Origin of the sequence: Microbacterium terrisoli (assembly GCF_030866805.1) — a bacterium.
GTDB classification, from domain to species: Bacteria; Actinomycetota; Actinomycetes; order Actinomycetales; family Microbacteriaceae; genus Microbacterium; species Microbacterium terrisoli.
Genome location: NZ_CP133019.1, coordinates 1,649,293 through 1,673,542, shown reverse-complemented (window position 1 = coordinate 1,673,542; position 24,250 = coordinate 1,649,293). Strand labels below are relative to the sequence as shown.

Here is a 24,250-nt window from a genome sequence, read left to right as displayed (position 1 = left end):
GAAACGACGCCCCGCGTCGCTCAGAACATCAACGACGTGAGCCGGCGCCGCGCAGAGCCGACACGCGGGTCGGTGTCGCCGACCAGGCCGAACAGCTCCAGCAGGCGCTCGCGCACCGGGGTCCGCTCGTCGGACGGCAGCGCGCCGAACAGCTCGAGAAGGCGGTCGAAGGCATCTTCGACGTGCCCGCCGGCCATGTCCAGGTCGGCCACGGCGAGCTGCGCGTCGACCTGCAGCGGCGCGGCCGCTGCAGCATCCCTCGCCTCGTGAAGGTCTGCGCCCTGCACCCGCTGCAGCAGCCGCACCTGTGCGAGCCCCGCGCGCGCGTCCTCGTCGCGCGGGTTCTCGGCCAATGCCTGCTCGTAGGCGACGGCGGCGCGGCCATAGTCGCCGGCTTCGATCGCGGCGAACGCCTCGGCGTGCAGCGGCGGCAGCTCCGGCTCGGCGGGAGCCTCGGCTGTGTCAGCGTCAGCGTCAGTGTCGCCGCCGGCGGCGTCGACGGTTCCGGTCACACCGTTCTGCGCGGCCACCTGCAGCAGCTGATCGAACACGTCACGCACCTGCTGCTCGGGCACGGCGCCCGTGAACAGCGGCACCGGCTGACCTGCCACCAGCGCCACGACCATGGGGATCGACTGGGCACGGAATCCCTGTGCCAACTGCGGGTTCGCGTCGACGTCGACCTTGGCGAGCACCAGGCGCCCGGCCAGTTCGGTGACGACCTTCTCCAGGATGGGGCTGAGCTGCTTGCACGGTCCGCACCACTCGGCCCACAGGTCGACGACCACCGGGACGGTGCGCGAGAGCTGCAGCACCTCCCCGAACGTGGCATCGGTCACCTCGATGACCAGCCCGCTGACCGCGGGGGTCGCCGCCTGCTCGGCAGGCGCGGGGCGATTGCGCAGCGACGACAGGTCGACGGCGCCGCGCAGCACGGTGCTGGGATTGACGTGGGGATTCTGATCGCTCACTTGCTGACCACCTTGGCTCCGAGGATGTTCGAAGAATAGCCCAGCAGTCGGATCTGGGAATCCCCAGCACCGACTCCCGGCACGTAGAAGAAGAGCTGGTCGCTGTACGTCGTGACGAATCCCGACTGAGACTCCTTCACGCCGGTCAGCGCCTGGACCCGCGGTGTCTTGTCGAGCTTGATGACCGCGTCCTTGTTGGTGGGTTTGACCGTCTCCACCTCGTGGACGTTCAGCGCCACGATCGCGCCGCTCTCCAAGGTCGCCAGGGCCAGCGGCGGGAAAGTCCCGGCCGTGGCGGAGAACGCCATGCTCCCGGTCTTCTTGGCCGTCTTCTGGAATTTGACGAGCTGGTTCTTGCGCGTCTCGGTGACGCCCTTCAGGAACGGATCGCCGTCGATCGCGAACGCCCCGGACGACGGGCTCTTGGTGCCATGGTCGATGACATCGGCGTACGCCGCGGCGATCTTGTCGGGTGGCATCACGAGGAACGACGAGTCGGGCTGTACGGCCGCTGCCCCGACGTAGGTCGGTGCGACGTCGGGCAGGGTCGTGGCATCCAGCTGTCCGACGTAGTCGACCTTGTACTCCGACCAGGCATCGTGCTGCGAGATCATCATGACCGTCGAGGTCGTGGCCTTCGCGTCCTTCTGCTCGGCGACCAGCATCACCGTGCGCGGCCAGCCCTCGTACGCCTGCGGCAGGACGACCTTCATCCCCGATGCCGGCAACGGCGGCAGCGCCTGTTCGTCGGAGAGCTTGGCGCGCAGCCGGTAGTTCGTGGTGCGCTCGGCCAGGGCGGCACCGGCCAGACGGGTCGAGGCGAGCTTCGCGTCCTTCTTCTCGTCGGCGGTGGCCACCGTCTGCGAGATGTGCGTGACGATGCGATCCGCCTGCGACGCGGTCACCGCCGGCTGCTGTGTGTCCCCGGCATCGACGACGGTCTCGCTCGGCGTGGGCGACGGCGATGCACCCCACTGCGGCCAGGCGTCCGCCGAGCACCCCGCGAACATTACGGTCGACAGGGCCAGCACCGGCAGCACGGCGAAACTGCGCCGGCGCGCTGAGCGCGTGGGCGCGGCCGGCCCGGCCGTGATGACGCCCTTGTCCGCCTGTTCGACGGACAGATCGATCGGCGCCGTGTCGGGCAGCGGCGGGAGTGCCTTGCGCCGGGGGCCTCGCGAGCGACGCAGACGACGGATGCCGAGGATGTACAGGAAGACGCCGATGGCCATGACCACCGCACCGCCGACGATGAGCGGCCCTGCCCACGGCGTCGTGGCCTTGATGGGCCAGGTCACCGAGACATCGGCCGGCGCGGGCTTCGTGCCGTCGGAGGCGACCAGCACGCTCATCGTGGTGGGCAGCTGCAGATGCTGGATCAGGATGTCTTCCTGGTGGAACTCGTCCAACCACAGGTCCGATCCCGCAGGGTTGCGATGCGCGGGCGTGGCAGCGGCTCCGTCCGCGGGCTGCGGTTGGACGGTCGTGGTGACCACCTTGCCCTTGTCGAGGGTGACCGAGGTGTAGGCGGTGTCAGAGAGCCACGCCTTCACATCGACCGTGCGGCCGTACGCGGCGAACAGGTCGCCGCTGTGCGCCACGCGCAGAGTCTGCGATCCGGGCAACCGGTTCAGCACCGCACCGTCGATCAGCGTGTAAGAGGTCTCCGACGGCGCGGAGATCGTCGTCGTCTCGCTCTTGGGGCCTTGGAACAGCGTCCGCTGCGCGATTCCCGTGGCGATCATCACGGCGGCCAGCACGAAGGCTGCTACGGCCCACACGAAACGCACGAATTCTTCCTCTCGAGTCCGGCACGGGTTCGCCGGACTGGTGACTCGACGTTCCAGACTAGCGAAAGGCTTCTGTGTGCGCCCCGAGAAGCACCACATTTCCCGATGTGCGCAGCGTGCCGAACCGAGAGCGCATGTGACGTGCGGGAGGGTCGCTGCCCACGCGGACGCGTCGGGAAAGTAGTCTGACGTGACAGCGGCTCCGGGACGGATGCCCCGACACACGCCGTGACACACGCCCCGCGGCGACAGGCCAATCCGAGAGGAGCACCATGAAGGTGCAGAACCCGTTCCGCGTCGCCCTGGTGGCGACCCTGGGCGTCGGCGTCGGCCTCATGCTCATCGGCAGCGTGCAGACCCTGTCGACCATCCTGCTGTACCTCGGCACGGCGCTGTTCCTCGCGCTCGGGCTCGAGCCCATCGTGGCGTTCCTGGAGCGGCGCCGTCTGCGCCGTTGGGCAGCAGTGTTGCTGACGATCCTGCTGGTCCTGGCCGTGTTCGCGGGAATCATCCTGGTCGTGGTGCCGGTGATCGTCAATCAGATCACGCAGCTGGTCGACACGATCACGCAGATCGCGCAAGACCCGCACACGCTCGTGAACATCCGCCATTGGGCCGAGGTCACCTTCCCGGGCCTGGAGATGGACACGATCTACAACACCATCCAGGACTGGGTGCTCAAGAACCTCGGCGAGATCAGCGGGTCCATCGGACAGGGGGTCCTCAAAGTCGGCATCGCCTTCCTCGGAGGCCTGACCGGCGCCTTCATCGTGCTGATCCTGACGATCTACTTCACGGCATCCATCCCCTCGCTCAAGCGCGCCGTGTTCCGCCTGGTGCCGGCGTCGCGTCGCGAGCGGTTCATCGACATCTCCGAGCAGATCACCGACTCGGTCGGCTACTACGTGATGGGGCAGGTGACGCTCGCGGTCATCAACGGCGTGCTCAGCTCGATCTTCCTGTCGATCATCAACGCCCCATTCCCCGCGGTGCTGGCAGTGATCGCCTTCTTCTTCTCGCTGATACCGCTGGTGGGAACGCTCACGGGATCGACGCTCATCGTGCTGACCTGCCTGATCCCTGGGCTGAGCTCGCCGACCACGGCGCTGATCGCGGCGATCTACTACCTGATCTACATGCAGCTGGAGGCGTACCTCATCTCGCCGCGCATCATGAACCGCGCGGTGTCGGTGCCCGGCGGCGTGGTCGTGGTCGCAGCCCTCGCCGGTGGCTCGCTCCTGGGGCTCTTGGGCGCGCTGATCGCGATCCCGGTGGCTGCCAGCATCCTGATCATCTACCGACAGGTGATCATCCCCCGCCAGAACGAACGCTGACGCGGGCCGTGCGTCGCCCCCTCAGCCGAGCGGGCCATCCCACTGGGTGGGCAGCGGCAGCGCCGACGGGTTGACGGCCGCGACGATCTCGTCGAGCACGCGACGCGTCTGGTTCTCGCCCACCCACAGATGCCGGCCGCCGGCGACGGCGATCACCTCGGCGGCGGGGACCGCAGAGAACTTCTCGCGGGCCTCGGCCGGGCGCAGATAGTCATCGAACTCGGGAATCACCGCGATCAGCCGCCGACGGTCGCCCGCCCACGCGGCCAGTTCTGCCGGGCTCGTGCGGTGCAGCGGAGGCGAGAGCAGAATCGCGCCCTCGACATCCTGGTCGAGACCGTGTTTGAGCGCCACCTCGGTGCCGAACGACCACCCCACCAGCCAGGGCCGGGGAAGACCGCGTTCGCGCACGAAGGCCATCGCGGCGGCAAGATCGAGCCCTTCGGCATCGCCGCCGTCGAACTCGCCCTCGCTGGTCCCTCGCGGTGACGAGGTCCCGCGGGTGTTGAAGCGCAGCACGGCCAGGTCGGCCAGTGCCGGCAGCCGTCCTGCGGCCTTGCGCAGCACGTGCGAGTCCATGAAGCCACCGGCGGTGGGCAGCGGATGCAGCGTGACCAGAGTCGCCACGGGTGCGTGCATCGCCGGCGAGGCGAGTTCGCCCACCAGAGTCAGCCCGTCGGTCGTGTGCAGCGTGATGTCCTCCCGCTGCGCCGGCAAGAGGATCGGTCCGCGGATCTCCATCTCAGAACACCTTCCAGCAGTGCACGTGCCAATGCCGCCGCGCGGCCAGGTCTGCCGCATCGCCGAGTACCCCGTCGGCGCGCCAGGCGACGAGGTGTGCCGTGCCGACCTCGATCACGCGGCCGCAGCCGGGGCACGTGTATTCCTTCTGAGAGCGTTGCTCAGAGACCGGCTGGACCACCCATTCCGCACCGTGCTTGACCTCGGTGCGCTTGAAGCCGCTCACGAAGCGCCCGAATGAGTCGTCACGCGCCGGGTCGGGGCGCCGACGGTGCGACCGCGGCACCGGCTCAGTACCAGCCGGTCGACTGGGAGTGTCCCCAGGCGCCGCACGGCGTGCCGTAGCGTGCGGAGATGTAGCCGAGGCCCCACGTGATCTGCGTCGCCGGGTTGGTCGCCCAGTCGCTGCCTGCCGTGGCCATCTTGCTGCCCGGGAGAGCCTGCGGAATGCCGTAGGCACCGCTGCTGTTCGAGGCGTTCACCCGCCAGCCCGACTCGCGCTTCCACAGCGCCACCAGACACGAGAACTCGCCCTCGCCCCAGCCGCGTGCCTTGACCATCTGGTAGGCGATCGCCTGCGCCGTGCCCGGACTGGGCGCGACGAACGGTGCCCCGACCGATGCCGCGCTCCCCTGCACGGGCGCTGTGGGCGTCGGCTTGGGCTTGGGCTTGACGTACACGACGTAGCTGTCGCGGCTGAAGTCCGCGGAGGCGCCTGCTGCAGTGGATACGACCTGCACACTCTGCGCGTCGCCCAGCGCGCTGGCATACAGCGTGATGGGCGCTTCGACCTGTGCATTGGCGCGCGTCATGATCGTGCTGCCCAGGGGGCTGAGATATGCCGCTGCCATTCCGGCGACCGCAAACGTCGCGAGGGCGCCCAGAACACGTCGACGACGCGACGCCCGCGGGGGGCGACGAGAGGATGTCTGAGATGCCGGAGCCAGAGCCGCCGCCTTCAGATCGCGGCGCAGGACCGCGCGGGGTGGCTCAGGGGTCGTCGGGTTGCCGGAGGTCACAGTTCCCCGAGTCTAGCGGGCTCGTGCACCGGTTGCCACGCCCTGCCCCGGCGGGTCGTCATGCCACGGCCAGCATGACATCGACGACCGCGTCCAGAACGGCATCCACCTGCGCCTCGCGGTAGCCTCGCCGCTGCATGCGGAAGGCCACGGTGCGCACCTGCTCGACAGTGACCGGTCTGCCGTCGGAGAGGAACTCCGAGAGGCGGTCGGCCACGATGTCGACCTCGTCGATGCGGTAGCCGTACCCGAGGCCCCGCGCCCGGTCGAAACGGTGCCGAGGTGGGCGGCTCAGGCGATCGAGGATCTCCTGTGCCCGCGCCCGGGTGCGGTCGATCCATACGCCGGTGCCGCCGGTGCGCACCACCCGCTTGCGCTCCCGCGCGGCGAACGCGTCCTCGACGCGGGCCAGTGCCGCATCCACCGCCTCGGGCTGGTAGCCGCGCCGCACGAGCGGGAACGCCACCGAGCGAACGTCGGCGGCCGACAGAGTCGTGCCACCGCTCTCGAACACGCTGCGCGCGTTGCGCAGGAAGTCGTCCACCGCTTTGGCCGCGTATCCCTTGCGTCGGCCGGTCACCAGAGGGAACATGGCGGCCGCAGGCCGGCCCTGAGCAGAAGTGTGAGTCGTCATGGAGCCACCAGGGGGGTCAGGAGGTAATACAGGGCGAGTGCGGCAGCGGCCGACGGCAGGATCGAATCCAGCCGATCGAGCACGCCGCCGTGCCCGGGCAGCCAGGAGCTCATGTCCTTGATGCCGAGGTCGCGCTTGATCATCGATTCGCCCAGGTCGCCGAGGGTGGCGGTGACCAGAATCGCAGCGCCGATGATCAGGCCCGTCCACCATACGAGACCCAGCATGAAGATCGCCAGGAGAACGCCCGCGATGAGGGCGGCCAGCACCGCGCCGCCGAAGCCCTCCCATGTCTTCTTCGGACTGATCCGCGGTGCCATCGGGTGGCGACCGAACGACAGCCCCGTCGCATACGCACCGGTGTCGGCCGCCACGGCGATGATGATGAACGCCAGCACCCACCACTGGCCGCCGTCCTGACGCAGCAGCAGCACGCACAGGCTCGCCGCGAATGCCACATACAGCTGCACGAGCGTGCCGGCCAGGATGTCTCTGCCCACCTGTTGCGCGCCGCGTCGTTCCCGCACGATCAGAACCGCGCACAGTCGCCACACGACGACCAGCACGACCGCCGCGCACACCGCCACCCAGTGCATCCACAGCGTGAGCAACCACGCGGACAGGATCATCGCCGCAGCGCCGGCCAACTGCGGCGCGAGATCGATGCGCCGTCCGCTGCCGGACAGTGCACGGCTGAGCTCGAAGACGCCCAGGATGGCGGCGGCGGCGGCCAACAGCAGGAAGACGGGCTTCCAGATCACCAGCGACAGCACGAGCACCGCACCGATCGCCAGGCCGATCGCGATGGCGACGATCAGGTCGCGGCCGGTGCGCTGCTTGATGCGCTCATTGGCCTCTTCGAAGTCGGCGCGCGTACGCGCCACCTGATGCTCGAACTCGGTGCGGGCGGCACGCAGCGCGGCCAACGGCGTGTCTCCCGTCGAATCGGGCACCGACGTGCCTTCGCCGCTCGCAGAGACGTCGTCAGCCGCCTGCTCTCGTCGGTCGTCATCCTGCGGAGACGGCCCGGACGCATCGGTCATCGGCCCGATTCCTCAGACCTCGAGAAGTTCCGCTTCTTTGCGCTTGAGAGCATCGTCGATGTCATCGACGTGCGAGCGGGTCAGAGCATCCAGCTCCTTCTCCGCGCGCGCCAATTCATCCTCGCCGAAGTCGCTCTTGAGCGCATCGAGGTCGTCCTTCATCTTGCGGCGGATTCCACGCACATGCACCCTGGCGTCTTCGCCCTTCGTGCGCACGAGCTTGACGTACTCCTTGCGCCGATCCTGTGTGAGCTCCGGCATCGTGATGCGCACGATGTTGCCGTCGTTGGTGGGGTTGACGCCGAGGTTCGGGATGTCGCGGATCGCCTGCTCGATGGCCTTCAGCGCCGACTTGTCGTACGGGGTCACGATGAGCGTGCGCGCCTCGGGGGCGTTCAGCGAAGCGAGCTGATCCAGCGGTGTCGGGGTGCCGTAGTAGTCGACCAGCACCTTCTGGAACAGCTGGGGGTTGGCACGCCCCGTGCGCACCGTGGCGAAGTCGTCCTTCGCCATCTCCACGGCCTTATCCATACGGCTGGCAGCATCGGCCAAGACGTCCGCGATCACGGTCTCTCCCATCGGTCAGGCGTTCCCGCCTTAGTTTAGTCAGAGCGCGGCCCTCGGCCGCCTGCCACGGATGATCACGCGGTCACGAGCGTGCCGATCTGCTCGCCCAGCAGCGCCCGGGTCACGTTCCCCGCCGGCTCCATGCCGAACACGCGCATGTCCATGCTGTTGTCCATGCACAGGCTGAACGCGGTCGAGTCGACCACCTTCAGGCCTCTCTGCAGGGCATCCAGATACGTGATGCGGTCGATGCGGGTGGCCGAGGCATCCTTCTTCGGATCCGCGGTGTAGACGCCGTCCACGCCGTTCTTGGCCACCAGCACCTCGTCGGCGCGGATCTCGAGCGCGCGCTGTGCGGCGACGGTATCGGTCGAGAAGTACGGCAGTCCCGCCCCGGCACCGAAGATCACCACCCGGCCCTTCTCCATGTGACGCTCGGCCCGCAGCGGGATGTAGGGCTCGGCGACCTGGGTCATCTGGATCGCCGACTGCACGCGCGTGGCGGCACCGGCCTGTTCGAGGAAGTCCTGCAGGGCGAGCGCGTTCATCACCGTGCCGAGCATGCCCATGTAATCCGCACGGCCGCGGTCCATGCCGCGTTGGCTGAGCTCGGCGCCGCGGAAGAAGTTGCCGCCGCCGACGACGATCGAGATCTCGACGCGGTCCACGGCCGCCGCGATCTCGCGGGCGATCTGACCGACGACGTCGGGGTTCACGCCCAGCGCGCCACCCCCGAACGCCTCACCGGAGAGTTTCAGCAGGACGCGGCGGCGTCCGGTGGCCTCATTGATCACGTGTCTTCCTCTCGTCGCGACCACGCTCTCTCGTCGCGATCACACTGTAGCGAACGGGCATGGCAAGGGGCCCGCATCTCGTCTGCGATGCGGGCCCCTGCGCGGTCTTACGCGCCGACCTTGAACCGAGCGAAGTCGGTCACCGTGATACCGGCGTCCTTCGCGACATGCGCGACCGACTGCTTGTTGTCCTTCGCGTAATCCTGCTCGAGCAGCGCGACCTGCTTGAAGTACGCGTTCACGCGGCCCTCGATGATCTTGGGCAGCGCCGCTTCGGGCTTGCCCTCGTTGCGCGAGATCTCGGTGACGATCTCGCGCTCCTTCTGAACGTCGGCCTCGGGCACGTCCTCGCGCGAGAGATACGACGGATTGGCGAACGAGATGTGCTGGGCGATGCTGCGGGCGGTGACCGCGTCGTCGCCGGTGTAGGCGACGACCACGCCGATCTGCGGAGGCAGGTCCTTGCTGGTCTTGTGCAGGTACACCTCGAACTTGTCGCCCGAGAGCGTGCGCACCCGGCGCAGCTCGACCTTCTCGCCGATGATCGCGGCCTCTTCAGAGATGAGCTGCGCGACGGTCTGGTCGCCGGCCGGGGCGGCCAATGCGGTCTCGGCCGAGTCGGCGGCAACGGCCGCGGCGGCGTCGGCGACCTTGTCGGCCAGCGCAATGAAGCGGTCGTTCTTGGCGACGAAGTCGGTCTCGCACGCGAGCTCGATCAGAGTCACCTTGCCGTCGCCCTCACGGGCGACGACCAGGCCCTCGCTCGTGGAACGGTCGGCGCGCTTGGCGTTGCCCTTCGCGCCCTTCAGACGCAGGATCTCGACGGCCTTCTCGATGTTTCCGTCGGCCTCTTCGAGCGCCTTCTTCGTGTCGACCATGCCCGTGCCGAGCTGCTCGCGCAGCGCCTTGATGTCGGCGATGGTGAAGTTTGCCATGGGTGGCGGCTCCTTGTGTGTGGTGTTCTCATGGATGCGGCTCGCGGAATCATCTGCCGATGACCCCGCGAGCCGTTCGAAGATGTGTGGGGTCGGTCACTCTGCCGAAGCGGCAGGCTCCTCGGCCTTCGCGGCCTCGTCTGCACCCTCGGCCGTCTCGACCTCAGCAGGCGTCTCGGCAGCCTCGGCGGCGGCGGTCTTCTCGGCAGCCTCGGCGGCCTCGGCTTCGACCGTTGCGGCCTCTTCCTTCGCCTCGGCGACGTCGGCCACCTTCTCGGTGGAGGCAGACGACTGCTCCGGTGCGCCCTGCTCGAGTAGCTCGCGCTCCCACTCGGCCAGCGGCTCGGCGGGCTCGGCCGCCTCGTCTGCCGGCTGGTGGCGCTGGATCAGGCCCTCGGCGGCGGCGTCGGCGATGATACGGGTGAGCAGGCTCACCGAGCGGATCGCGTCGTCGTTGCCCGGGATCGGGTACTGGATCTCGTCGGGGTCGGCGTTCGTGTCGAGGATGCCGATGACCGGGATGCCCAGCTTCTTGGCTTCGTCGATGGCGAGGTGCTCGCGCTTGGCGTCGACGACCCACAGAGCCGACGGCGTCTTCTGCAGGTTGCGGATGCCGCCCAGTGACTTGTGCAGCTTGTCGAGCTCGCGCTTCTTCAGCAGCAGTTCCTTCTTGGTGAAGCCGCTCTCGGAGGGGTTCTCGTAGTCGAGCTCCTCGAGCTCCTTCATGCGCTGCAGGCGCTTGCTGACGGTGCTGAAGTTGGTCAGCAGACCGCCGAGCCAGCGCTGGTTCACGTAGGGCTGGCCCACGCGCGTGGCCTGCTCGGCCAGGACTTCCTGCGCCTGCTTCTTGGTGCCGACGAAGAGGATCGTGCCGCCGTGGGCGACGGTCTCCTTGACGAACTCGTAGGCGCGGTCGATGTAGGCCAGCGACTGCTGCAGGTCGATGATGTGGATGCCGCTGCGCTCGGTGAGGATGAAGCGCTTCACTTTCGGGTTCCACCGACGGGTCTGGTGTCCGAAGTGTACGCCGGCATCCAGCAGCTGGCGGATCGTGACGACGGCCATGGCCGTGCTCCTGTTCTCGGCGCGTGTGCGCCGCTTTCGGTTCTCTCCGGCGGAAGATGTCCCGCCGAGCCTGGTGCCCGGCGCACTCCCCGCCTCGTTCTGAGGACCGTTGGGGGATGCTGCCACGCCTGGCGAAGCCGGCGCTGTGGGCACGCGTAGTCACCTCGACATGCGAGGTGCGTGTTCAGTGTATCAGGAGAGGGATGCCGCGCCGGAGTCCGCACGATCAGCGCCTCCTCCCCCGGCCCGCGCCGATCCGGGCATCACGCGGTGTGTCCACAGATCGTGCTCCGCCGGCGCGCAGCGGCCGGAAGGCCGTGCAGGCTCGGGACATGACCGCACTTCGTCCGCTGCGGCAGCGGGGAGCTCGGATCGCCCTCACGGTGGCGCTCAGCGTGCCGCTGCTGGGCGCGGCTTCAGCTCCCTCGGCCGCGTCGACGGCGGCGTTCGCGGCGTCGTCCGCAGCGCCGCCGCATGAGGTCCTAGCCCCCGTCGCCCCGAGCATCCCCGCGAGCGGACAGGGGCAGGGCGACGCAGTGCTCGACGATTGGGTGTGGCCGTTGACGGCGTTCCGCATCACGCGGGCGTACGTGGCTCCCGCCCACGAGTACGGACCTGGCCATCGCGGCATCGACCTGGCACCGCTGTCGACCGACACGGTGCGCACGCCGGCGGACGGGGTCGTCGCGTTCCGCGGGTCGGTGGCCGGTCGTCCGCTCATCACCATCGATCATGGCGATGGGCTGGTCACCACTCTCGAGCCGGTGGCCTCGCAGCTGACGGTCGGCTCGCGCGTCGCGCGCGGGCAAGAGCTCGGGACGATCTCGACCGGAGGACATGCGGCCGCCGGCACCGTGCATTTCGGCGTACGCCGGTACGGCCAGTACATCAACCCGATGCTTCTGCTCGGCGGCATCCCACGGGCGGTGCTGCTGCCCTGCTGCTCGTAAGCGCAGCCCGTCAGCGCTGCCCGTCAGCGCTGCGCGCGCGGGTGCGCGATGCGATAGGTCGCCAGAAGCCGTTCGCTGGAGACGTGCGTGTAGATCTGCGTGGTCCCCAGGCTCGCGTGCCCGAGCATCTCCTGCACGCTGCGCAGGTCCGCCCCGCCATCGAGCAGATGCGTCGCCGCCGAGTGCCGCAGCGCGTGCGGTCCGATGGTCCGCTCCCCCACGATCGGTCCGATGACCCGCGAGACGAGGCTGTAGACCGACCGCGGTCCCAAGCGCGCGCCGCGCGTGCCCAAGAACAGAGCGGCGCCGCCGGCTCCGGCGGCGTTTCGCGCGGCAAGAGCCGGACGCCCGTGAGAGAGGTACGCGTCCAGGGCGAGCCCGGCGGGCAGGCCGAACGGCACCACGCGCTCTTTGGAGCCCTTGCCCAGCACGCGTGCCGTGCGGCGATCGCGGTCCACGTCGTCCACGTCGAGGCCGCACAGCTCCGACACGCGCAGCGCGGCGCCGTAGAGCAGTTCCAGCACGGCCCGATCCCGCAGGGCGACCGGGTCGGCGGCAGCCGAGGCATCGGCCGCCGATGCCTCCGCTGCGGCATCCAGGACCTGCGACATCGCCTGCGCGGTCGCCACCTTCGGCAGCGTGCGTCCGCGCTTGGGCGCCACCAGCCGCACGCTCGGGTCGGCGTCGAGTTCCCCGATCTCGTCGCACCAGCCGAAGAAGCCCCGCATCGATGCGGTGCGTCGCGCCAGCGTCGAACGGGAGGCACCGTCCTGCGATGACGCCCACAGCCACTCCCGCAGCGTCTCGATGTCCACGTCGGCGAGCTCCGCGTCGGCCGTGTGGGCGGCCAGGTCGGCAAGATCCGCACGGTAGGCCCTGATCGTCGCGGGGGCCAGTCGGCGCACATCCGACAGATACCGCGCGTACGCCTCGACTGCAGCGCTGATCCTCATCCCTCCAGCATGGCCGTCACCGCGTCCGGCGGCTCGCGGCGCGCCGCCATCGGAACCCGTCACCCTCCACCGCACCGGTCAACGCCAGCAACCCGAGTCGACTGCGGATCTCGTCGGGCGCCATGCCGCTGCGGCGGGCCAGGTCGTCCACATCACGCCATGCGCGACCGCTGAGCGCGTCTGCGAGTCGGGTGTCATCGCCGGTCCACGGGCCCGCGAGCATCCCGTCCTGGGCGTTGCCCATCCCCAGCAGCTCGGCCACTTCGTCCGCCGTCGTCACACACCGTGCGTCGAACTCCCGCAGCAGCCGGTGGCAGCCCGCCGACGACCCGCTGGTGACCGGCCCCGGCACCGCTGCGAGCGCACGCCCGAGGTCGGCGGCGTGCCCGGCGGTGTTCAGCGAGCCGCTCCGGGCACCGGCTTCGACGACGACAGTGGCCGACCCCAGAGCGGCGATCAGCCGATTGCGCTGCAGGAATCGCCACTTGGTGGGCGCGTTGCCGCACGGCAGTTCGCCGATCACGGCACCCGTGCGGGCGATCCGATCGATCAGGTCACTGTGGCCGGCGGGGTACGGACGGTCCACGCCTCCGGCAAGCAGCGCGACCGTCATGCCGCCGGCTGACAACGCGCCGCGGTGGGCGGCACCATCGATCCCGTATGCCGCACCGGAGACGACGGTGATCCCCCGCCCGGTCAGCGCCGCGGCGAACTCCGACGCGATCTGTTCGCCGTAGCCGCTGGCCGCGCGTGCGCCGACGATCGCCACCGCCGGATCCAGCTGCCGCAGCCGTGCGGGGTCCCCACGCACCCAGAGACACACGGGTGCGTGCGGTCCCAAGTCGTCCAGCGCCGACGGCCACACGTCGTCTTCAGGGCAGATGAGGTGGATGCCGGTGCCGGCCGCCGTCTCGAGGGCGAACGCGATCGCCTCGGCGACCAGTCGCGGTCGCCATCGTTCACGTCCCTGCTGCAGCTGCTCACGCGACACTCCGGCACCCGCAGCGCCGCCGGCGACCGACATGGCCACCTGCAGCGCATGCACCGGACCGAGGGTGGCGATCAGCGCACCGGCGACGCCGTCTCCGGGCTCGACCAGGCAGCTCCACACCGCACGGGCATATGCGCGCACCCGATGCACCTCGTCGCCTCGATCCGCGACCAGCAGCGGCCCCACCGACGCAGCCGCGTCATCCCTCCATCGAAAGGCGCTCATGACCGTACTCCCTTCTTCAGAAACAGCGCTCGACCGATCTCGTCCACGCCCAGTCGGTCGCGACCGGCCAGGTCGGCGATGCTCCACGCCACCCGCAAAATGCGCTCGTAGCTGCGCAGCGTGAGCGAGCCGCGGTGCAGCGCGGCATCCAACGACCGTCGCACGATCGGCTCCGGCGCGAGCGGGCCCAGCCGCAGCCATGAACCGGAGACCGCCGAGTTGAGCGTCCACGGTGTGTCGCGCAGCCGATATGCGGCGCGATCGCGTGCCGCGACGACCCGATCGCGTGCCTGAGCGGTCGTCACGCCGGCCGCCGCGCCCTCGTGATGGGCGACGAGCACCCGAGCCATCATGACCTCGATGTCGACCCGGTCCAGCAAGGGACCTGACAGCCGGCTGCGGTAGCGCCGGATCGCGATGGGCGGGCAGGTGCACACCGCCCCGCGCACGCCGTAGTTTCCGCACGGACACGGGTTGGTGGCCAGCACCAACTGGAATCGCGCCGGGAACGACGCGGTGAAGCCCGCCCGGTGGATCACGATCGATCCCGTCTCCAACGGCTGGCGCAGAGCATCCAGCGTGCCGGCGTGATACTCGCCTGCCTCATCCAAGAACAGGACGCCCTCGGTGGCGCGGGCGATGGCCCCGGGGCGGACGACCCGCGAGCCGCCGCCGACCAGGGCCGCAAGGCTCGCGCTGTGGTGCGGCGCCTCGAAGGGGGCGGTGCGGTCCAGCCGCAGCACGGGCTGCCCCGACAGGGAGCGTATGGATGCCGCCACCAATGCCGATTCGTCGTCCAGCGCGGGCAGGATGCCGGGCAGCCGCTGGGCGAGCATCGTCTTGCCGGCTCCCGGCGGTCCCGTCATCAGCAGATGATGGCCGCCGGCAGCGGCGATGATCAGCGCCTCCACCGCCTCGGGCTGCCCGATCACGTCAGCCAGTTCGTACGTGCGCGACTCTTCAGCTGCCGCCTCGGGTGCCGCCACCGGTTCGCAGTCGGGGCCGTCGGGCAGCTCGGCTCCGTGCAGCCGCGCCACATCGGTCAGGCTCACCGCCCCGGTCACTCTGACGCCTGCGACCAGTTCCGCTTCGGCGCGGTTGGCCCACGGCACCACGACATGCTCCACGCCGGCACGAGCGGCGGCGCGCACCGCGGGCAGCACGCCCGGCACCGGTCGCAATCGTCCGTCCAGTCCGAGCTCACCGATGTGCGCGGTCGTCGCTATCGACCCAGGATCCATCAGCCCATCGGTCGCCAGCGCGGCCATGGCGATGGCCAGGTCGAACCCCGAGCCCTGCTTGGGCAGGCTGGCCGGTGACAGGTTGACCGTGAGGCGCCGTTTGGGCAGCGTCAGGCCGCTGTTCTCGCTCGCGTTGCGCACGCGCTGCACGGCTTCGCCGAGCGCCTTGTCGGGCAGCCCGATGATCTGGAAGTCGGGGATCTGCCGGCTCTGATCGGCTTCGACCTCGACCAGCGTGCCGTCGAGCCCCGACAGCGCCACCGCCCACGTCCGCGTCACGACCATGACACGTCCTCGATGTGCTCCAGGCGCCCACGGGAGGGGTCTGCCCCGGTGATGCCGATCACGTCCAATCGACGCCCGCACCCGCGCGCCTGGTCGCGATGCTCGAGCTCCCACGCGTGCGCCAGGCGCCACAGGCGCGCGCGCTTTCGCGCATCCACCGCCTCGAGCGGGTCGCCGAAACCGTCACTGCGCCGGGTCTTCACCTCCACGAACACGAGCGAGTCCCCCGTGCGCGCCACGATGTCGATCTCGCCGTCGCTCGAGCGCCAATTGCGCTCGAGCACGCCGAAACCGCGGGCGATCAGGTGCGCAACCGCACGGTTCTCCCCCGCTCTGCCCAGGTCGTCTTTCGCTGCCATGAAGGCATCGTTTCGCGCACGGGCCGTCGGCCGAGCACACGATCGAGCGACGGGGGATGGATCACGCGGATCGGCCGATCAGGCCGTTCTGGGGAGGAGGCGCCGCAGCGTCAGGAGTCCAGCGACAGCTCTTCGGGCAGGTGCAGATCGCGCCGCTGCAGCTCTTCGACGTTGACGTCCTTGAACGTGAGCACCCGCACCGATTTCACGAATCGGTCGGCCCGATAGATGTCCCACACCCAGACATCCTTCATCGACAGTTCGAAGTAGAAATCGTGCTCGGTGTCGCGGCGGACGACATTGACCTCATTGGCCAGGTAGAACCGGCGCTCGGTCTCGATCACATATTGAAACTGCGAGACGACGTCACGGTACTCCTTGTACAGCGCCAGCTCGAGCTCGCGGTCATAGTCGTCGAAGTCGTCATCCATGGTGAGTCCATCCTAGGTCGCAGGCACGCCGATCCCGCCACCGCGACATCCACTCAGAACAGCGTCGGTGCGTCCGAGATGGCCCACGACGCGCGGTGGTACGGACTCAGCCCGACAGCACGGATCGCGGCCCGGTGCGCGGGGCTCGCGTAGCCCTTGTTGTGCGACCACTCGTAGGCGGGGTGCTCGGTGTGCAGCCCCACCATCAGTGCGTCGCGTGCGACCTTGGCCACGACCGAGGCGGCCGCCGCACTCGCACAGTCCCGGTCGGCTTTGATCTGGGTGCGCACCGGCAGCGTTCCCCCGCAGGCGGAGATGTAGTCGTAGTTGCCGTCCAGCAGCACCAGCGCTCCGTCGAAGGCGACAACCCCCCGCAGCTGCTCGATCGCCCGCAGTGCGGCCCGGCCCAGGGCGCGCATGATGCCGACCTCGTCGATCTCGGCAGCCGTGGACCAGCCCACCGCCGTGGCATCCACCCAGTCCGCCGCGCGCGCGGCGACCTCAGCGCGCCGCATCTCGGAAACGAGCTTCGAGTCGCGCAGTCCCTGCGGCACCCGCCTGCGCGACGTGCGCGGCCCGACCACCGCGGCCCCCACTGCCACCGGACCCGCCAGCGCCCCCCGCCCGACCTCGTCGCAGGCGATGATGACCGTATGCTCGCGCAGCAGACGCCGCTCGAGGGTCAGCCGGGGCTCGACGACGGTCATGGCGACGAGCTCGACGCCTTGGCAGCGGGCACTCCCGCGAACACCTCATGATGGAAGTCGATGAGGCCGAAGCGTGAGAACGGCCATGTGATCAAGAAGGCACGGCCGACCACATTGGCCTCCGGCACGAAGCCCTTGCCCGGCTGATCCTGGTTGTAGCGGGAATCGCGCGAATGGTCACGATTGTCACCGAGCACCCACAGCGAGCCCGCCGGCACGGTCACGTCGAACGGAACGACCTCGGGGACCGTCTCACCCGCCTGCAGGTCGAGGTAGGCGGACTCGTCGATGGGCACGCCGTTGACCGTGATGTGGCCGATCGCATCACAGCATGTGATGTGATCGCCGGGCAGCCCGATCACGCGCTTGATGAGATGGTCGTCGCTGTCGGGGGCCGACAGACCGACCAACGACAGCGTCCAGTCGACGGCTTCGACAATCCAGGAGCGGGACGGGTGCTCTGTCGCCGGCGGCAGCCAACCGCCCGGATCGCGGAAGACGATCACGTCGCCGCGCTGGTAGCCCGCGAACCGCGGGGTGATCTCGTCCACGAGGATGCGGTCGTTGATCTGCAGCGTGTTCTCCATCGACCCGGAGGGGATGTAGAACGAGCGGACCAGGAAGGTCTTGACCAGGAAGGAGACCAGAAGCGCGATGACGACGATCACGATGATGTCGCGCACGAACGCCCACGTGCCGCGACGCTTCGAGGCGCCCCTCGTCGGAAGCGCCGTCGCGGCTTTCTCGATCATCCGTGCCCCTCGTCGTTGCCCATACAGCGTCGCACATTCTCACCCCGGCAAACGACAACGCCCCGGGCCAAAGCCTCGGGGCGTGGTCGAACCGGATCAGCGGTCGCGCTTCTCCTTGATCTTGGCCTTCTTGCCGCGCAGGTTGCGCAGGTAGTACAGCTTCGCGCGGCGGACGTCGCCGCGGGTGACGACCTCGATGCGGTCGATCACCGGGCTGTGCACCGGGAAGGTGCGCTCCACGCCCACCTGGAAGCTGATCTTGCGCACCGTGAACGTCTCACGCACACCATCGCCGGAGCGACCCAGCACCACGCCCTGGAAGACCTGGATACGGGAGCGGCTGCCCTCGGTGATGTTCACGTGCACCTTGACGGTGTCACCGGGGAAGAAGTCGGGGATGTCGGAGCGGAGGGATGCCGCGTCGACGGCGTCGAGGATCTGCATGATCATGTCTCTCTGCGGCCGCCACAGGTCGACCGCGAAGTGAATGGGATAAGAGATTCGGTGCTCGCTGCGCGATCAGGACGATGCGCGGGCTCCCCTGAGGCAGAACCGGTGCGCGGGCACAAACAATCATTCTGCCATGGACAGCACCCCGCACCAAAACGTCACGGCGGTCTCCGCGCGCACGGCGCCCGATGTCAGTGCGCGGAGCGCCCGTCGCCGGGTCGGCCGACCTCGTTGACGACGATGACGTCGGCGTGCGCGCTGCCGCGCTGCCGGAGCGTCTCCTCATGCGGCACATCCGCAGGCCCGCTGCCCGGTGACAGCCGAGAGAACGACCCGCGTGCCTCGTTCCACAGCTGGGCGAGCGACGACCAGAACAGCGCGAGGAAGGCGATGATCGCGCCGACCAGAATCGGAGCGAACGCCGCCTGCAGGAACAGCCCGTACGCGATCACCAGCAGGTGCCAGACCGTGATCCAGAGCGCATCCCACCACGACACCGCACGGAAGGATCGCACCGTCGGCCGTGCGCGAATGAGCAGCGCGATGATCACCTCGCCCACCAGCACCGCCGGGGCTGCGAAGAAGATCACCCCCAGAAACGCCCATCCACCCGCGTTGAAGATCGCCCAGCCCACCACCAACCACACCGGCAGGACGATCGCCGCCGGCAGCAGCCAGGCGAACAAGCCGCGTCGCATCCACATGCTCAGATCGTACCTTCGCGGGATGTACGGCAGGCCGGCCGGTGGGCGAGCCGCGGGCGATTCACAGCGGGCGCCCCCGGCATCCGCGAGAATGGACACGACGAGAGGAACACGATGATCGAGTTGCGCACCCCTGCCGAGATCGAGCAGATGCGACCGGCAGGCCGATTCGTGGCAGAAGCCCTGGCCACGCTTCGCGACGACACGAAGGTCGGCACGAACCTGCTGACGATCGACAAGCGCGCTCACGAGTTGATCCGCAAAGCCGGCGCCGAATCGTGCTACATCGACTACGCTCCCTCGTTCGGCTCCGGCCCGTTCGGCAAGGTCATCTGCACGTCGGTCAACGACGCCGTGCTGCACGGGCTGCCCCACGACTACGCGCTGCGCGACGGCGACCTGGTCTCGCTGGACTTCGCGGTCTCGATCGACGGTTGGGTCGCCGACTCAGCGGTGTCGTTCGTGGTCGGCACCCCGCGCGACGAGGATCTCGCGCTGATCGAGACCACCGAGAAGGCACTGGATGCTGCGATCGCGGCGGCGACCGTCGGCAACCGCATCGGCGACCTGTCGGCGGCGATCGCCGCGGTCGCCCACGGCGACGGCTATGAGATCAACACCGACTTCGGCGGACACGGCGTCGGCCACATCATGCACGGCGACCCGCACGTGCCCAACGACGGCCGCGCCGGGCGCGGTTACCCACTGCGCGAGGGACTGGTCATCGCGATCGAGCCCTGGTTCCTGGCGACCACCGACGAGCTGATCACCGACGCCGACGGCTGGACCCTGCGCAGCGCCGACGGTTCTCGCGGCGCCCACTCCGAGCACACGATCGCGATCACCGCAGACGGCCCGATCGTCCTGACCGACCGCTCGCACATCGGCGCTTGATCCGGCTCGGACCGGCCTGCCGGCGCGAGGGCAATCCGCCGAGATGAGGACTCTCGGCGCCCGAAAGCCCTCGTCTCGGCTGAAAGTCCTTCCGTCGACCGCGCGCGGGTCAGGCGTCGTCGCCCGCAAGCAGGTCCGGGCGCCGCTCGCGCGTCCGGACGATCTGCTGCTCGCGGCGCCACTGCGCGATCGCACCGTGATTGCCGCTGAGCAGGATCGGCGGCACCTCACGGCCTCGCCACAGCGCCGGCTTCGTGTAGCTCGGGTATTCGAGCAGGCCGTCCTCGTGCGACTCCTCGATCAGGCTCTCGGGGTTGCCGACGACGCCGGGGATCAGCCGTCCGACCGCCTCGATCATCGCCATGACGGCGACTTCTCCCCCGTTGAGCACATAGTCGCCGAGGCTCACCAGCCGCACCTCGCCGCGGGTGTGGGCGTCGTCGAACACGCGCTCGTCGATGCCCTCGTAGCGGCCGCATCCGAACACGAGATGGTCGCGGGTGCTGAAGTCGCGCGCCATCGCCTGCGTGAACAGCTCGCCTGCCGGTGAAGGGAAGACGATGGTGGGGCGCTGCGTCTCGCCTTCGGCTCGCTCAGCGGCCGGATCGGCCGGGATCACGGCATCCAGCGCCTCGCCCCAGGGTTCGGGCTTCATGACCATGCCGGCGCCGCCGCCGTAGGGCGTGTCGTCGACCGTGCGATGCCGGTCGTGCGTCCAGTCGCGCAGATCGTGCACGCGTACGTCGAGCAGACCGCTGGCCCGGGCCCTGCCGAGCAGCGAGACCTCCAGCACGTCGAAGAACGCCGGAAAGATCGTGACGACGTCGATGCGCATCAGTCGTCCTGCGCGCCGGCCCCGCGCGGCGGGTCCTTCTCAGCCCGCGACGGCGCACCGGCCGCGGCATCCTCATCGTCGTCCGCAGGCACCTCCTCGAACAGTCCCGTCGGAGGGGTGACGATCACGCGTCGGGCCGCGACATCCACCACCGGCACGATGGCCTTCACGAACGGAACCAGCACTTCGCGATCGCCGTGCGTGACGATCAGCAGGTCCTGGGCGGGCAGGTGGTCGACGCGGGCGACACGTCCGACGACCTCTCCGTCGCGCACGACCTCCAGACCCACGAGCTGGTGGTCGTACCAGGCGTCGTCTTCTGCGGGCTGCGACGGGTCGGATTCGATCCACAGGATCGCCTTGACCAGCTCCTCGGCTGCGGTGCGGTCGTTCACGCCCTCGAGGAAGACCACGGGGTGCGAGTTCATCCACCGGAACTCGCGCACGGTCACCGACCTGCCGTGCCAGGGCGAGGACTCCGGCACCTGCAGAGTGAACGTCGCACCGGCGACGAAGCGCCCGTCCGGGTCGTCGGTGTACAGCTCGAGCTTCAATGCCCCCTTCAGCCCGTGCGCCTTCAGAAGGCGTCCCACCCGCAGCTGGGTGCCGACGGGTTTGGGCGTGCGCTTCTTCGCCGGCGCGACGGCTGCGCCCTCGTCCGGCTGATCCTGCGTCGTCATCTCAGTCGTCCGCGACATCGACGCGAACGCGTCGTCCGTCTGCGAGAGCGGAGATGACAGTACGCAGGGCTTTGGCGGTGCGACCGCCGCGCCCGATCACACGACCCCGGTCCTCCGGGTGCACGTGCACTTCGAGCACGTCGCCGCGAGGCGACGTCGACTCATCGATGCGCACTTCGTCGGGGTGATCCACGATCGCCTTGACGACGTGCTCGAGCGCGGCGGCCAGCACGAGGGTTACTCGGCGTCGGCCGCGGCAGCGGCCTCGGCGTCAGCTGCGGCGGGGGCTTCTGCCTTCTTGTCCGCCTTGGGCTTGATGACCGACTTCTTCGACGAGTCGACCTCGAACGCGGCCTTGGGCTCCTTGACCTTCACGGTCGACACGGCGTTCGCGTCGCCCTTGAACCTGCCCCAGTCACCCGTGAGCTTGAGGATGGCACGCACCTGCTCGGTCGGCTGCGCACCGACACCCAGCCAGTACTGCGCGCGCTCGGAGTCGACCTCGATGAACGAGGGCTCCTCGGTGGGGTGGTACTTTCCGATCTCTTCGATCACGCGGCCGTCGCGCTTGGTGCGCGAGTCGGCGACGACGATGCGGTAGTACGGGGCACGGATCTTGCCGAGCCGCTTGAGACGGATCTTGACAGCCACGATTCTCCTGAATGTGTATGGAAGCGATGAACCGGTCGCCTGGAGCGTGGGGTGCACACCCGGCGGGAAGCTCTGAGGTGGAAGCGCACGCCGGATAGAGGGTCGAGCGGCGTTCCAAACCTCAATTCTGCCAGATCCGAAGGGATGCCGCGAACCGAGCGGTCCGGAGGCGACATCCGCGGTCGACTTCGCGGTGTCATGGCCTCGGCGGCCTGCCGCGGTGCTACGTGATGCATTACCTCGTAGGATGTGGACATGCCCGGACTCGTCTCCTCCCTTCGGCTGATCGACGGCGATCAACTGCTGCGCCTCGTGTCCCTGCGCGAGGCCATCGATGCCATCGCATCGGTCGTGCGCGGCGGCTTCGACCCCTCCGACGACCCCGCGCGCTCCATCGTCGACGTGCCCACGGGCCAGCTCCTGCTGATGCCATCGGCGCTGCGAGGCGTCGTGGGTCAGAAGCTGGCAACGGTCTCCCCCGACGTGCCGGGTCGCACGGTGCCACGCATCCAGGCGCTCTACGTGGTCATCGACGCGGCGACGCTCACCCCTGTCGCGGTGCTGGACGGCACGACACTGACGACCCTGCGCACGCCGGCGGTCAGCGCCGCCGCAGCCGACGTGCTGGCGGACCCGGATGCCGCGACCGCGGTCATCTTCGGAACCGGGCCGCAGGGGGTGGCCCACGTGGGCGCCCTCGCCGCCATCCGCCCAATCCAGCACGTGCGCATGATCGGCCGCGACCCCGTACGCACCCGGCGCGCCTGTGCTGCCGCGCGCGAACTGGCACCCGATGCCGAAATCGTCCCCGGCACCATCGACGACCTCGCCGGCAGCGACCTGATCGTGTGCGCCACGACCGCCGGTGAGCCGCTGTTCGAAGCGGCCTCCGTCGGCGACCAGGCCACGGTGATCGCGGTCGGCTCGCACGACCCGGCACGCCGCGAACTGCCCGCGGCACTGCTGGGGCGGGCCCAGGTGGTCGTGGAGACCGCGCACGTCGCCCGCACCGAGGCCGGCGACGTCATCCTCGCCGTCGCCGACGGAGCGCTCGCGACCGATGAGGTGGTCGAGTTCCGCGAGGTGTTCGCCGAGGGCTTCGTCGCGGCCAGAGATCGGCCGCGCGTGATCAAGACCTGCGGCATGGGCTGGCAGGACCTCGCCGTCGCCCGGCTGGTCATGGACCGGCTCTGAGTTCGCACGACCGCACGACCGCACGACCAACACGATCATCACGTCTGAAGGAGGCCGCGATGCGGTGGAGCACCGAGGACTGGCACACCGCCGGCGAGCCGTTCCGCATCGTGGAGGGCGTTCCCACAGAGGGTGTCGATGTGGCCTCGCGGCGCGTGAACGCCCTGACGGGTCCCGCCGACGACGTGCGAAGATTCCTGTGCCTCGAGCCACGGGGCCACGACGACATGTACGGCGGATTCATCACTCCGCCCGATGACGACGGCGCCGACTTCGGAGTGCTGTTCTGGCACAAGGACGGCTTCTCGACCGCGTGCGGGCACGGCACCATCGCGCTGGGCGCGTGGGCCGTGCGCACGGGTCGAGTCTCACGGGTCGATGACGGCGAGGCGATCGTGACGATCGACGTGCCCAGCGGCCGTGTGCAGGCCCGGGTGCAACGATCGGGTGGACGCACGAGGTCGGTCGTGTTCCGCAATGTCGAATCGCGCGTGCTGGCCCGCGGCATCCTGCTGCCCACCAGCCGCGGCACCGTGTCGGTGGATCTCATCTTCGGCGGCGCGGTGTACGCGACGCTGCCGGCAGCGTCGGTCGGCCTGACCGTGCGCCCCGACGACACGGCGGAGCTGATCCGCATCGGGCGGGAGATCAAGTGGGCGCTGGACGAGCACCCGGCTGCCCGACTGGACGATGACCGACTGTCGGGCGTGTACGGCACGATCCTCGTGGACGATCTCGGACGCACCGAGACCGGACCCTGGCAGCGCAACGTCACGGTGTTCGCCGACGGCGAGGTCGATCGCAGTCCGTGCGGGTCGGGCACGGCCGCGCGGGTCGCGCTGCTGTCGGCGTCGGGACAGCTCGCCGACCACGAGCAGCTCACCCACGACTCCCTCATCGGCACGCGCTTCACGGCGCGCGTGGCCGCCCACACCGCGCACGGAGTGATTCCCGAGGTCACCGGGATGGCGCATCGGGTGGGTGCCAGCACTTTCGAACTGGACGAGGGCGATCCTCTGCCGCAGGGATTCAGCCTGCGCTGAGCGACGTTCCCG

29 protein-coding genes are annotated in these 24,250 nt (G+C 69.2%); 5 read left to right on the top strand and 24 right to left on the bottom strand.

Translation table 11 applies throughout. The features are described from left to right. Positions 1-20: 20 nt before the first annotated feature. A complete protein-coding gene (locus QU603_RS07260; RefSeq protein WP_308493814.1) occupies positions 21-971 on the bottom strand; it encodes a tetratricopeptide repeat protein in 951 nt (316 codons plus the stop codon). Then, positions 968-2,761, bottom strand: a complete 1,794-nt coding sequence (locus QU603_RS07255; RefSeq protein WP_308493813.1) for a DUF8094 domain-containing protein — start codon at positions 2,759-2,761, stop codon at positions 968-970. The genes QU603_RS07260 and QU603_RS07255 overlap by 4 nt, the downstream gene beginning before the upstream one ends. Positions 2,762-3,033: 272 nt before the next feature. On the opposite strand from QU603_RS07255, the gene QU603_RS07250 reads away from it, so the two are divergent. Beyond that, a complete protein-coding gene (locus QU603_RS07250) occupies positions 3,034-4,095 on the top strand; it encodes an AI-2E family transporter (RefSeq protein WP_308493812.1) in 1,062 nt (353 codons plus the stop codon). Positions 4,096-4,116: 21 nt separating this feature from the next. Here the strand turns inward: QU603_RS07250 and QU603_RS07245 are convergent, their stop codons facing one another. The 9 genes from QU603_RS07245 to rpsB form a co-directional block, all read right to left on the bottom strand. Then, positions 4,117-4,836 (bottom strand): alpha/beta hydrolase, encoded by a 720-nt coding sequence (locus QU603_RS07245; RefSeq protein WP_308493811.1) that lies wholly within the window; start codon positions 4,834-4,836, stop codon positions 4,117-4,119. 1 nt (position 4,837) lies between these two features. Continuing rightward, on the bottom strand, positions 4,838-5,122 hold the full coding sequence (locus tag QU603_RS07240; RefSeq protein WP_308493810.1) for an Rv1322 family protein: 285 nt from the start codon (positions 5,120-5,122) through the stop codon (positions 4,838-4,840). Positions 5,123-5,126: 4 nt separating this feature from the next. Beyond that, positions 5,127-5,687, bottom strand: a complete 561-nt coding sequence (locus QU603_RS07235; RefSeq protein WP_308493809.1) for an aggregation-promoting factor C-terminal-like domain-containing protein — start codon at positions 5,685-5,687, stop codon at positions 5,127-5,129. Between the two features lie 226 nt (positions 5,688-5,913). Beyond that, positions 5,914-6,489 carry a DivIVA domain-containing protein gene (locus QU603_RS07230; protein WP_308493808.1) on the bottom strand — a complete coding sequence of 192 codons (576 nt, stop codon included), beginning with the start codon at positions 6,487-6,489 and terminating at the stop codon, positions 5,914-5,916. After that, a complete protein-coding gene (locus QU603_RS07225; RefSeq protein ID WP_308493807.1) occupies positions 6,486-7,532 on the bottom strand; it encodes a phosphatidate cytidylyltransferase in 1,047 nt (348 codons plus the stop codon). The genes QU603_RS07230 and QU603_RS07225 overlap by 4 nt, the downstream gene beginning before the upstream one ends. A gap of 12 nt (positions 7,533-7,544) precedes the next feature. Then, positions 7,545-8,099: a ribosome recycling factor gene (gene frr, locus QU603_RS07220; RefSeq protein WP_308493971.1), complete on the bottom strand. Its 555-nt coding sequence runs from the start codon at positions 8,097-8,099 to the stop codon at positions 7,545-7,547. A 74-nt stretch (positions 8,100-8,173) separates the two neighbouring features. Beyond that, a complete protein-coding gene (gene pyrH, locus QU603_RS07215) occupies positions 8,174-8,893 on the bottom strand; it encodes a UMP kinase (RefSeq protein WP_308493806.1) in 720 nt (239 codons plus the stop codon). Positions 8,894-9,000: 107 nt separating this feature from the next. Beyond that, positions 9,001-9,828 (bottom strand): translation elongation factor Ts, encoded by an 828-nt coding sequence (gene tsf / locus QU603_RS07210; protein ID WP_308493805.1) that lies wholly within the window; start codon positions 9,826-9,828, stop codon positions 9,001-9,003. Positions 9,829-9,924: 96 nt separating this feature from the next. Then, positions 9,925-10,893 (bottom strand): 30S ribosomal protein S2, encoded by a 969-nt coding sequence (gene rpsB, locus QU603_RS07205; RefSeq protein ID WP_308493804.1) that lies wholly within the window; start codon positions 10,891-10,893, stop codon positions 9,925-9,927. Between the two features lie 332 nt (positions 10,894-11,225). On the opposite strand from rpsB, the gene QU603_RS07200 reads away from it, so the two are divergent. Beyond that, positions 11,226-11,843 (top strand): murein hydrolase activator EnvC family protein, encoded by a 618-nt coding sequence (locus tag QU603_RS07200; protein WP_308493803.1) that lies wholly within the window; start codon positions 11,226-11,228, stop codon positions 11,841-11,843. A 23-nt stretch (positions 11,844-11,866) separates the two neighbouring features. On the opposite strand, the gene QU603_RS07195 is transcribed toward QU603_RS07200, so the two are convergent. The 9 genes from QU603_RS07195 to QU603_RS07155 form a co-directional block, all read right to left on the bottom strand. Next, complete coding sequence (locus QU603_RS07195) at positions 11,867-12,796, bottom strand: tyrosine-type recombinase/integrase (protein ID WP_308493802.1); 930 nt, start codon at positions 12,794-12,796, stop codon at positions 11,867-11,869. Between the two features lie 16 nt (positions 12,797-12,812). Further along, positions 12,813-14,012, bottom strand: coding sequence for a DNA-processing protein DprA (gene dprA, locus QU603_RS07190; RefSeq protein WP_308493801.1), 1,200 nt, complete (start codon positions 14,010-14,012; stop codon positions 12,813-12,815). Further along, positions 14,009-15,538 carry a YifB family Mg chelatase-like AAA ATPase gene (locus QU603_RS07185; RefSeq protein WP_308493800.1) on the bottom strand — a complete coding sequence of 510 codons (1,530 nt, stop codon included), beginning with the start codon at positions 15,536-15,538 and terminating at the stop codon, positions 14,009-14,011. Before QU603_RS07185 ends, dprA begins: the two co-directional genes overlap by 4 nt. Beyond that, positions 15,529-15,897 carry a YraN family protein gene (locus tag QU603_RS07180; protein ID WP_308493799.1) on the bottom strand — a complete coding sequence of 123 codons (369 nt, stop codon included), beginning with the start codon at positions 15,895-15,897 and terminating at the stop codon, positions 15,529-15,531. The genes QU603_RS07185 and QU603_RS07180 overlap by 10 nt, the downstream gene beginning before the upstream one ends. A gap of 110 nt (positions 15,898-16,007) precedes the next feature. Further along, positions 16,008-16,328, bottom strand: coding sequence for a DUF2469 family protein (locus QU603_RS07175; RefSeq protein ID WP_308493798.1), 321 nt, complete (start codon positions 16,326-16,328; stop codon positions 16,008-16,010). Between the two features lie 53 nt (positions 16,329-16,381). Next, positions 16,382-17,035 (bottom strand): ribonuclease HII, encoded by a 654-nt coding sequence (gene rnhB / locus QU603_RS07170; protein ID WP_308493797.1) that lies wholly within the window; start codon positions 17,033-17,035, stop codon positions 16,382-16,384. Beyond that, positions 17,032-17,787 (bottom strand): signal peptidase I, encoded by a 756-nt coding sequence (gene lepB, locus QU603_RS07165; protein ID WP_308493796.1) that lies wholly within the window; start codon positions 17,785-17,787, stop codon positions 17,032-17,034. The genes rnhB and lepB overlap by 4 nt, the downstream gene beginning before the upstream one ends. A gap of 96 nt (positions 17,788-17,883) precedes the next feature. Beyond that, on the bottom strand, positions 17,884-18,231 hold the full coding sequence (gene rplS / locus QU603_RS07160) for a 50S ribosomal protein L19 (protein WP_308493970.1): 348 nt from the start codon (positions 18,229-18,231) through the stop codon (positions 17,884-17,886). Positions 18,232-18,428: 197 nt separating this feature from the next. After that, positions 18,429-18,941, bottom strand: coding sequence for an MFS transporter permease (locus QU603_RS07155; protein ID WP_308493795.1), 513 nt, complete (start codon positions 18,939-18,941; stop codon positions 18,429-18,431). Between the two features lie 114 nt (positions 18,942-19,055). Here QU603_RS07155 and map point away from each other — a divergent pair, with 114 nt between their 5' ends. Then, complete coding sequence (gene map / locus QU603_RS07150) at positions 19,056-19,835, top strand: type I methionyl aminopeptidase (protein ID WP_308493794.1); 780 nt, start codon at positions 19,056-19,058, stop codon at positions 19,833-19,835. 109 nt (positions 19,836-19,944) lie between these two features. Here the strand turns inward: map and trmD are convergent, their stop codons facing one another. Genes trmD through rpsP form a run of 4 tightly spaced genes read right to left on the bottom strand, consistent with a single transcriptional unit; the run spans position 19,945 to position 22,001 of the window. Further along, positions 19,945-20,670 carry a tRNA (guanosine(37)-N1)-methyltransferase TrmD gene (gene trmD / locus QU603_RS07145; RefSeq protein ID WP_308493793.1) on the bottom strand — a complete coding sequence of 242 codons (726 nt, stop codon included), beginning with the start codon at positions 20,668-20,670 and terminating at the stop codon, positions 19,945-19,947. After that, positions 20,670-21,350, bottom strand: coding sequence for a ribosome maturation factor RimM (gene rimM / locus QU603_RS07140; protein ID WP_308493792.1), 681 nt, complete (start codon positions 21,348-21,350; stop codon positions 20,670-20,672). The genes trmD and rimM overlap by 1 nt, the downstream gene beginning before the upstream one ends. A 1-nt stretch (position 21,351) precedes the next feature. Continuing rightward, positions 21,352-21,582 carry an RNA-binding protein gene (locus tag QU603_RS07135; protein ID WP_308493791.1) on the bottom strand — a complete coding sequence of 77 codons (231 nt, stop codon included), beginning with the start codon at positions 21,580-21,582 and terminating at the stop codon, positions 21,352-21,354. Positions 21,583-21,587: 5 nt separating this feature from the next. Further along, entirely contained in the window at positions 21,588-22,001 is a 414-nt protein-coding gene (gene rpsP, locus QU603_RS07130; RefSeq protein ID WP_308493790.1) for a 30S ribosomal protein S16, read from the bottom strand. A 255-nt stretch (positions 22,002-22,256) separates the two neighbouring features. Here rpsP and QU603_RS07125 point away from each other — a divergent pair, with 255 nt between their 5' ends. Both QU603_RS07125 and QU603_RS07120 read left to right on the top strand, forming a co-directional pair. Next, entirely contained in the window at positions 22,257-23,195 is a 939-nt protein-coding gene (locus tag QU603_RS07125) for an ornithine cyclodeaminase family protein (RefSeq protein ID WP_308493789.1), read from the top strand. A gap of 59 nt (positions 23,196-23,254) precedes the next feature. Continuing rightward, positions 23,255-24,238: a proline racemase family protein gene (locus tag QU603_RS07120; RefSeq protein WP_308493788.1), complete on the top strand. Its 984-nt coding sequence runs from the start codon at positions 23,255-23,257 to the stop codon at positions 24,236-24,238. Positions 24,239-24,250 lie beyond the last annotated feature (12 nt).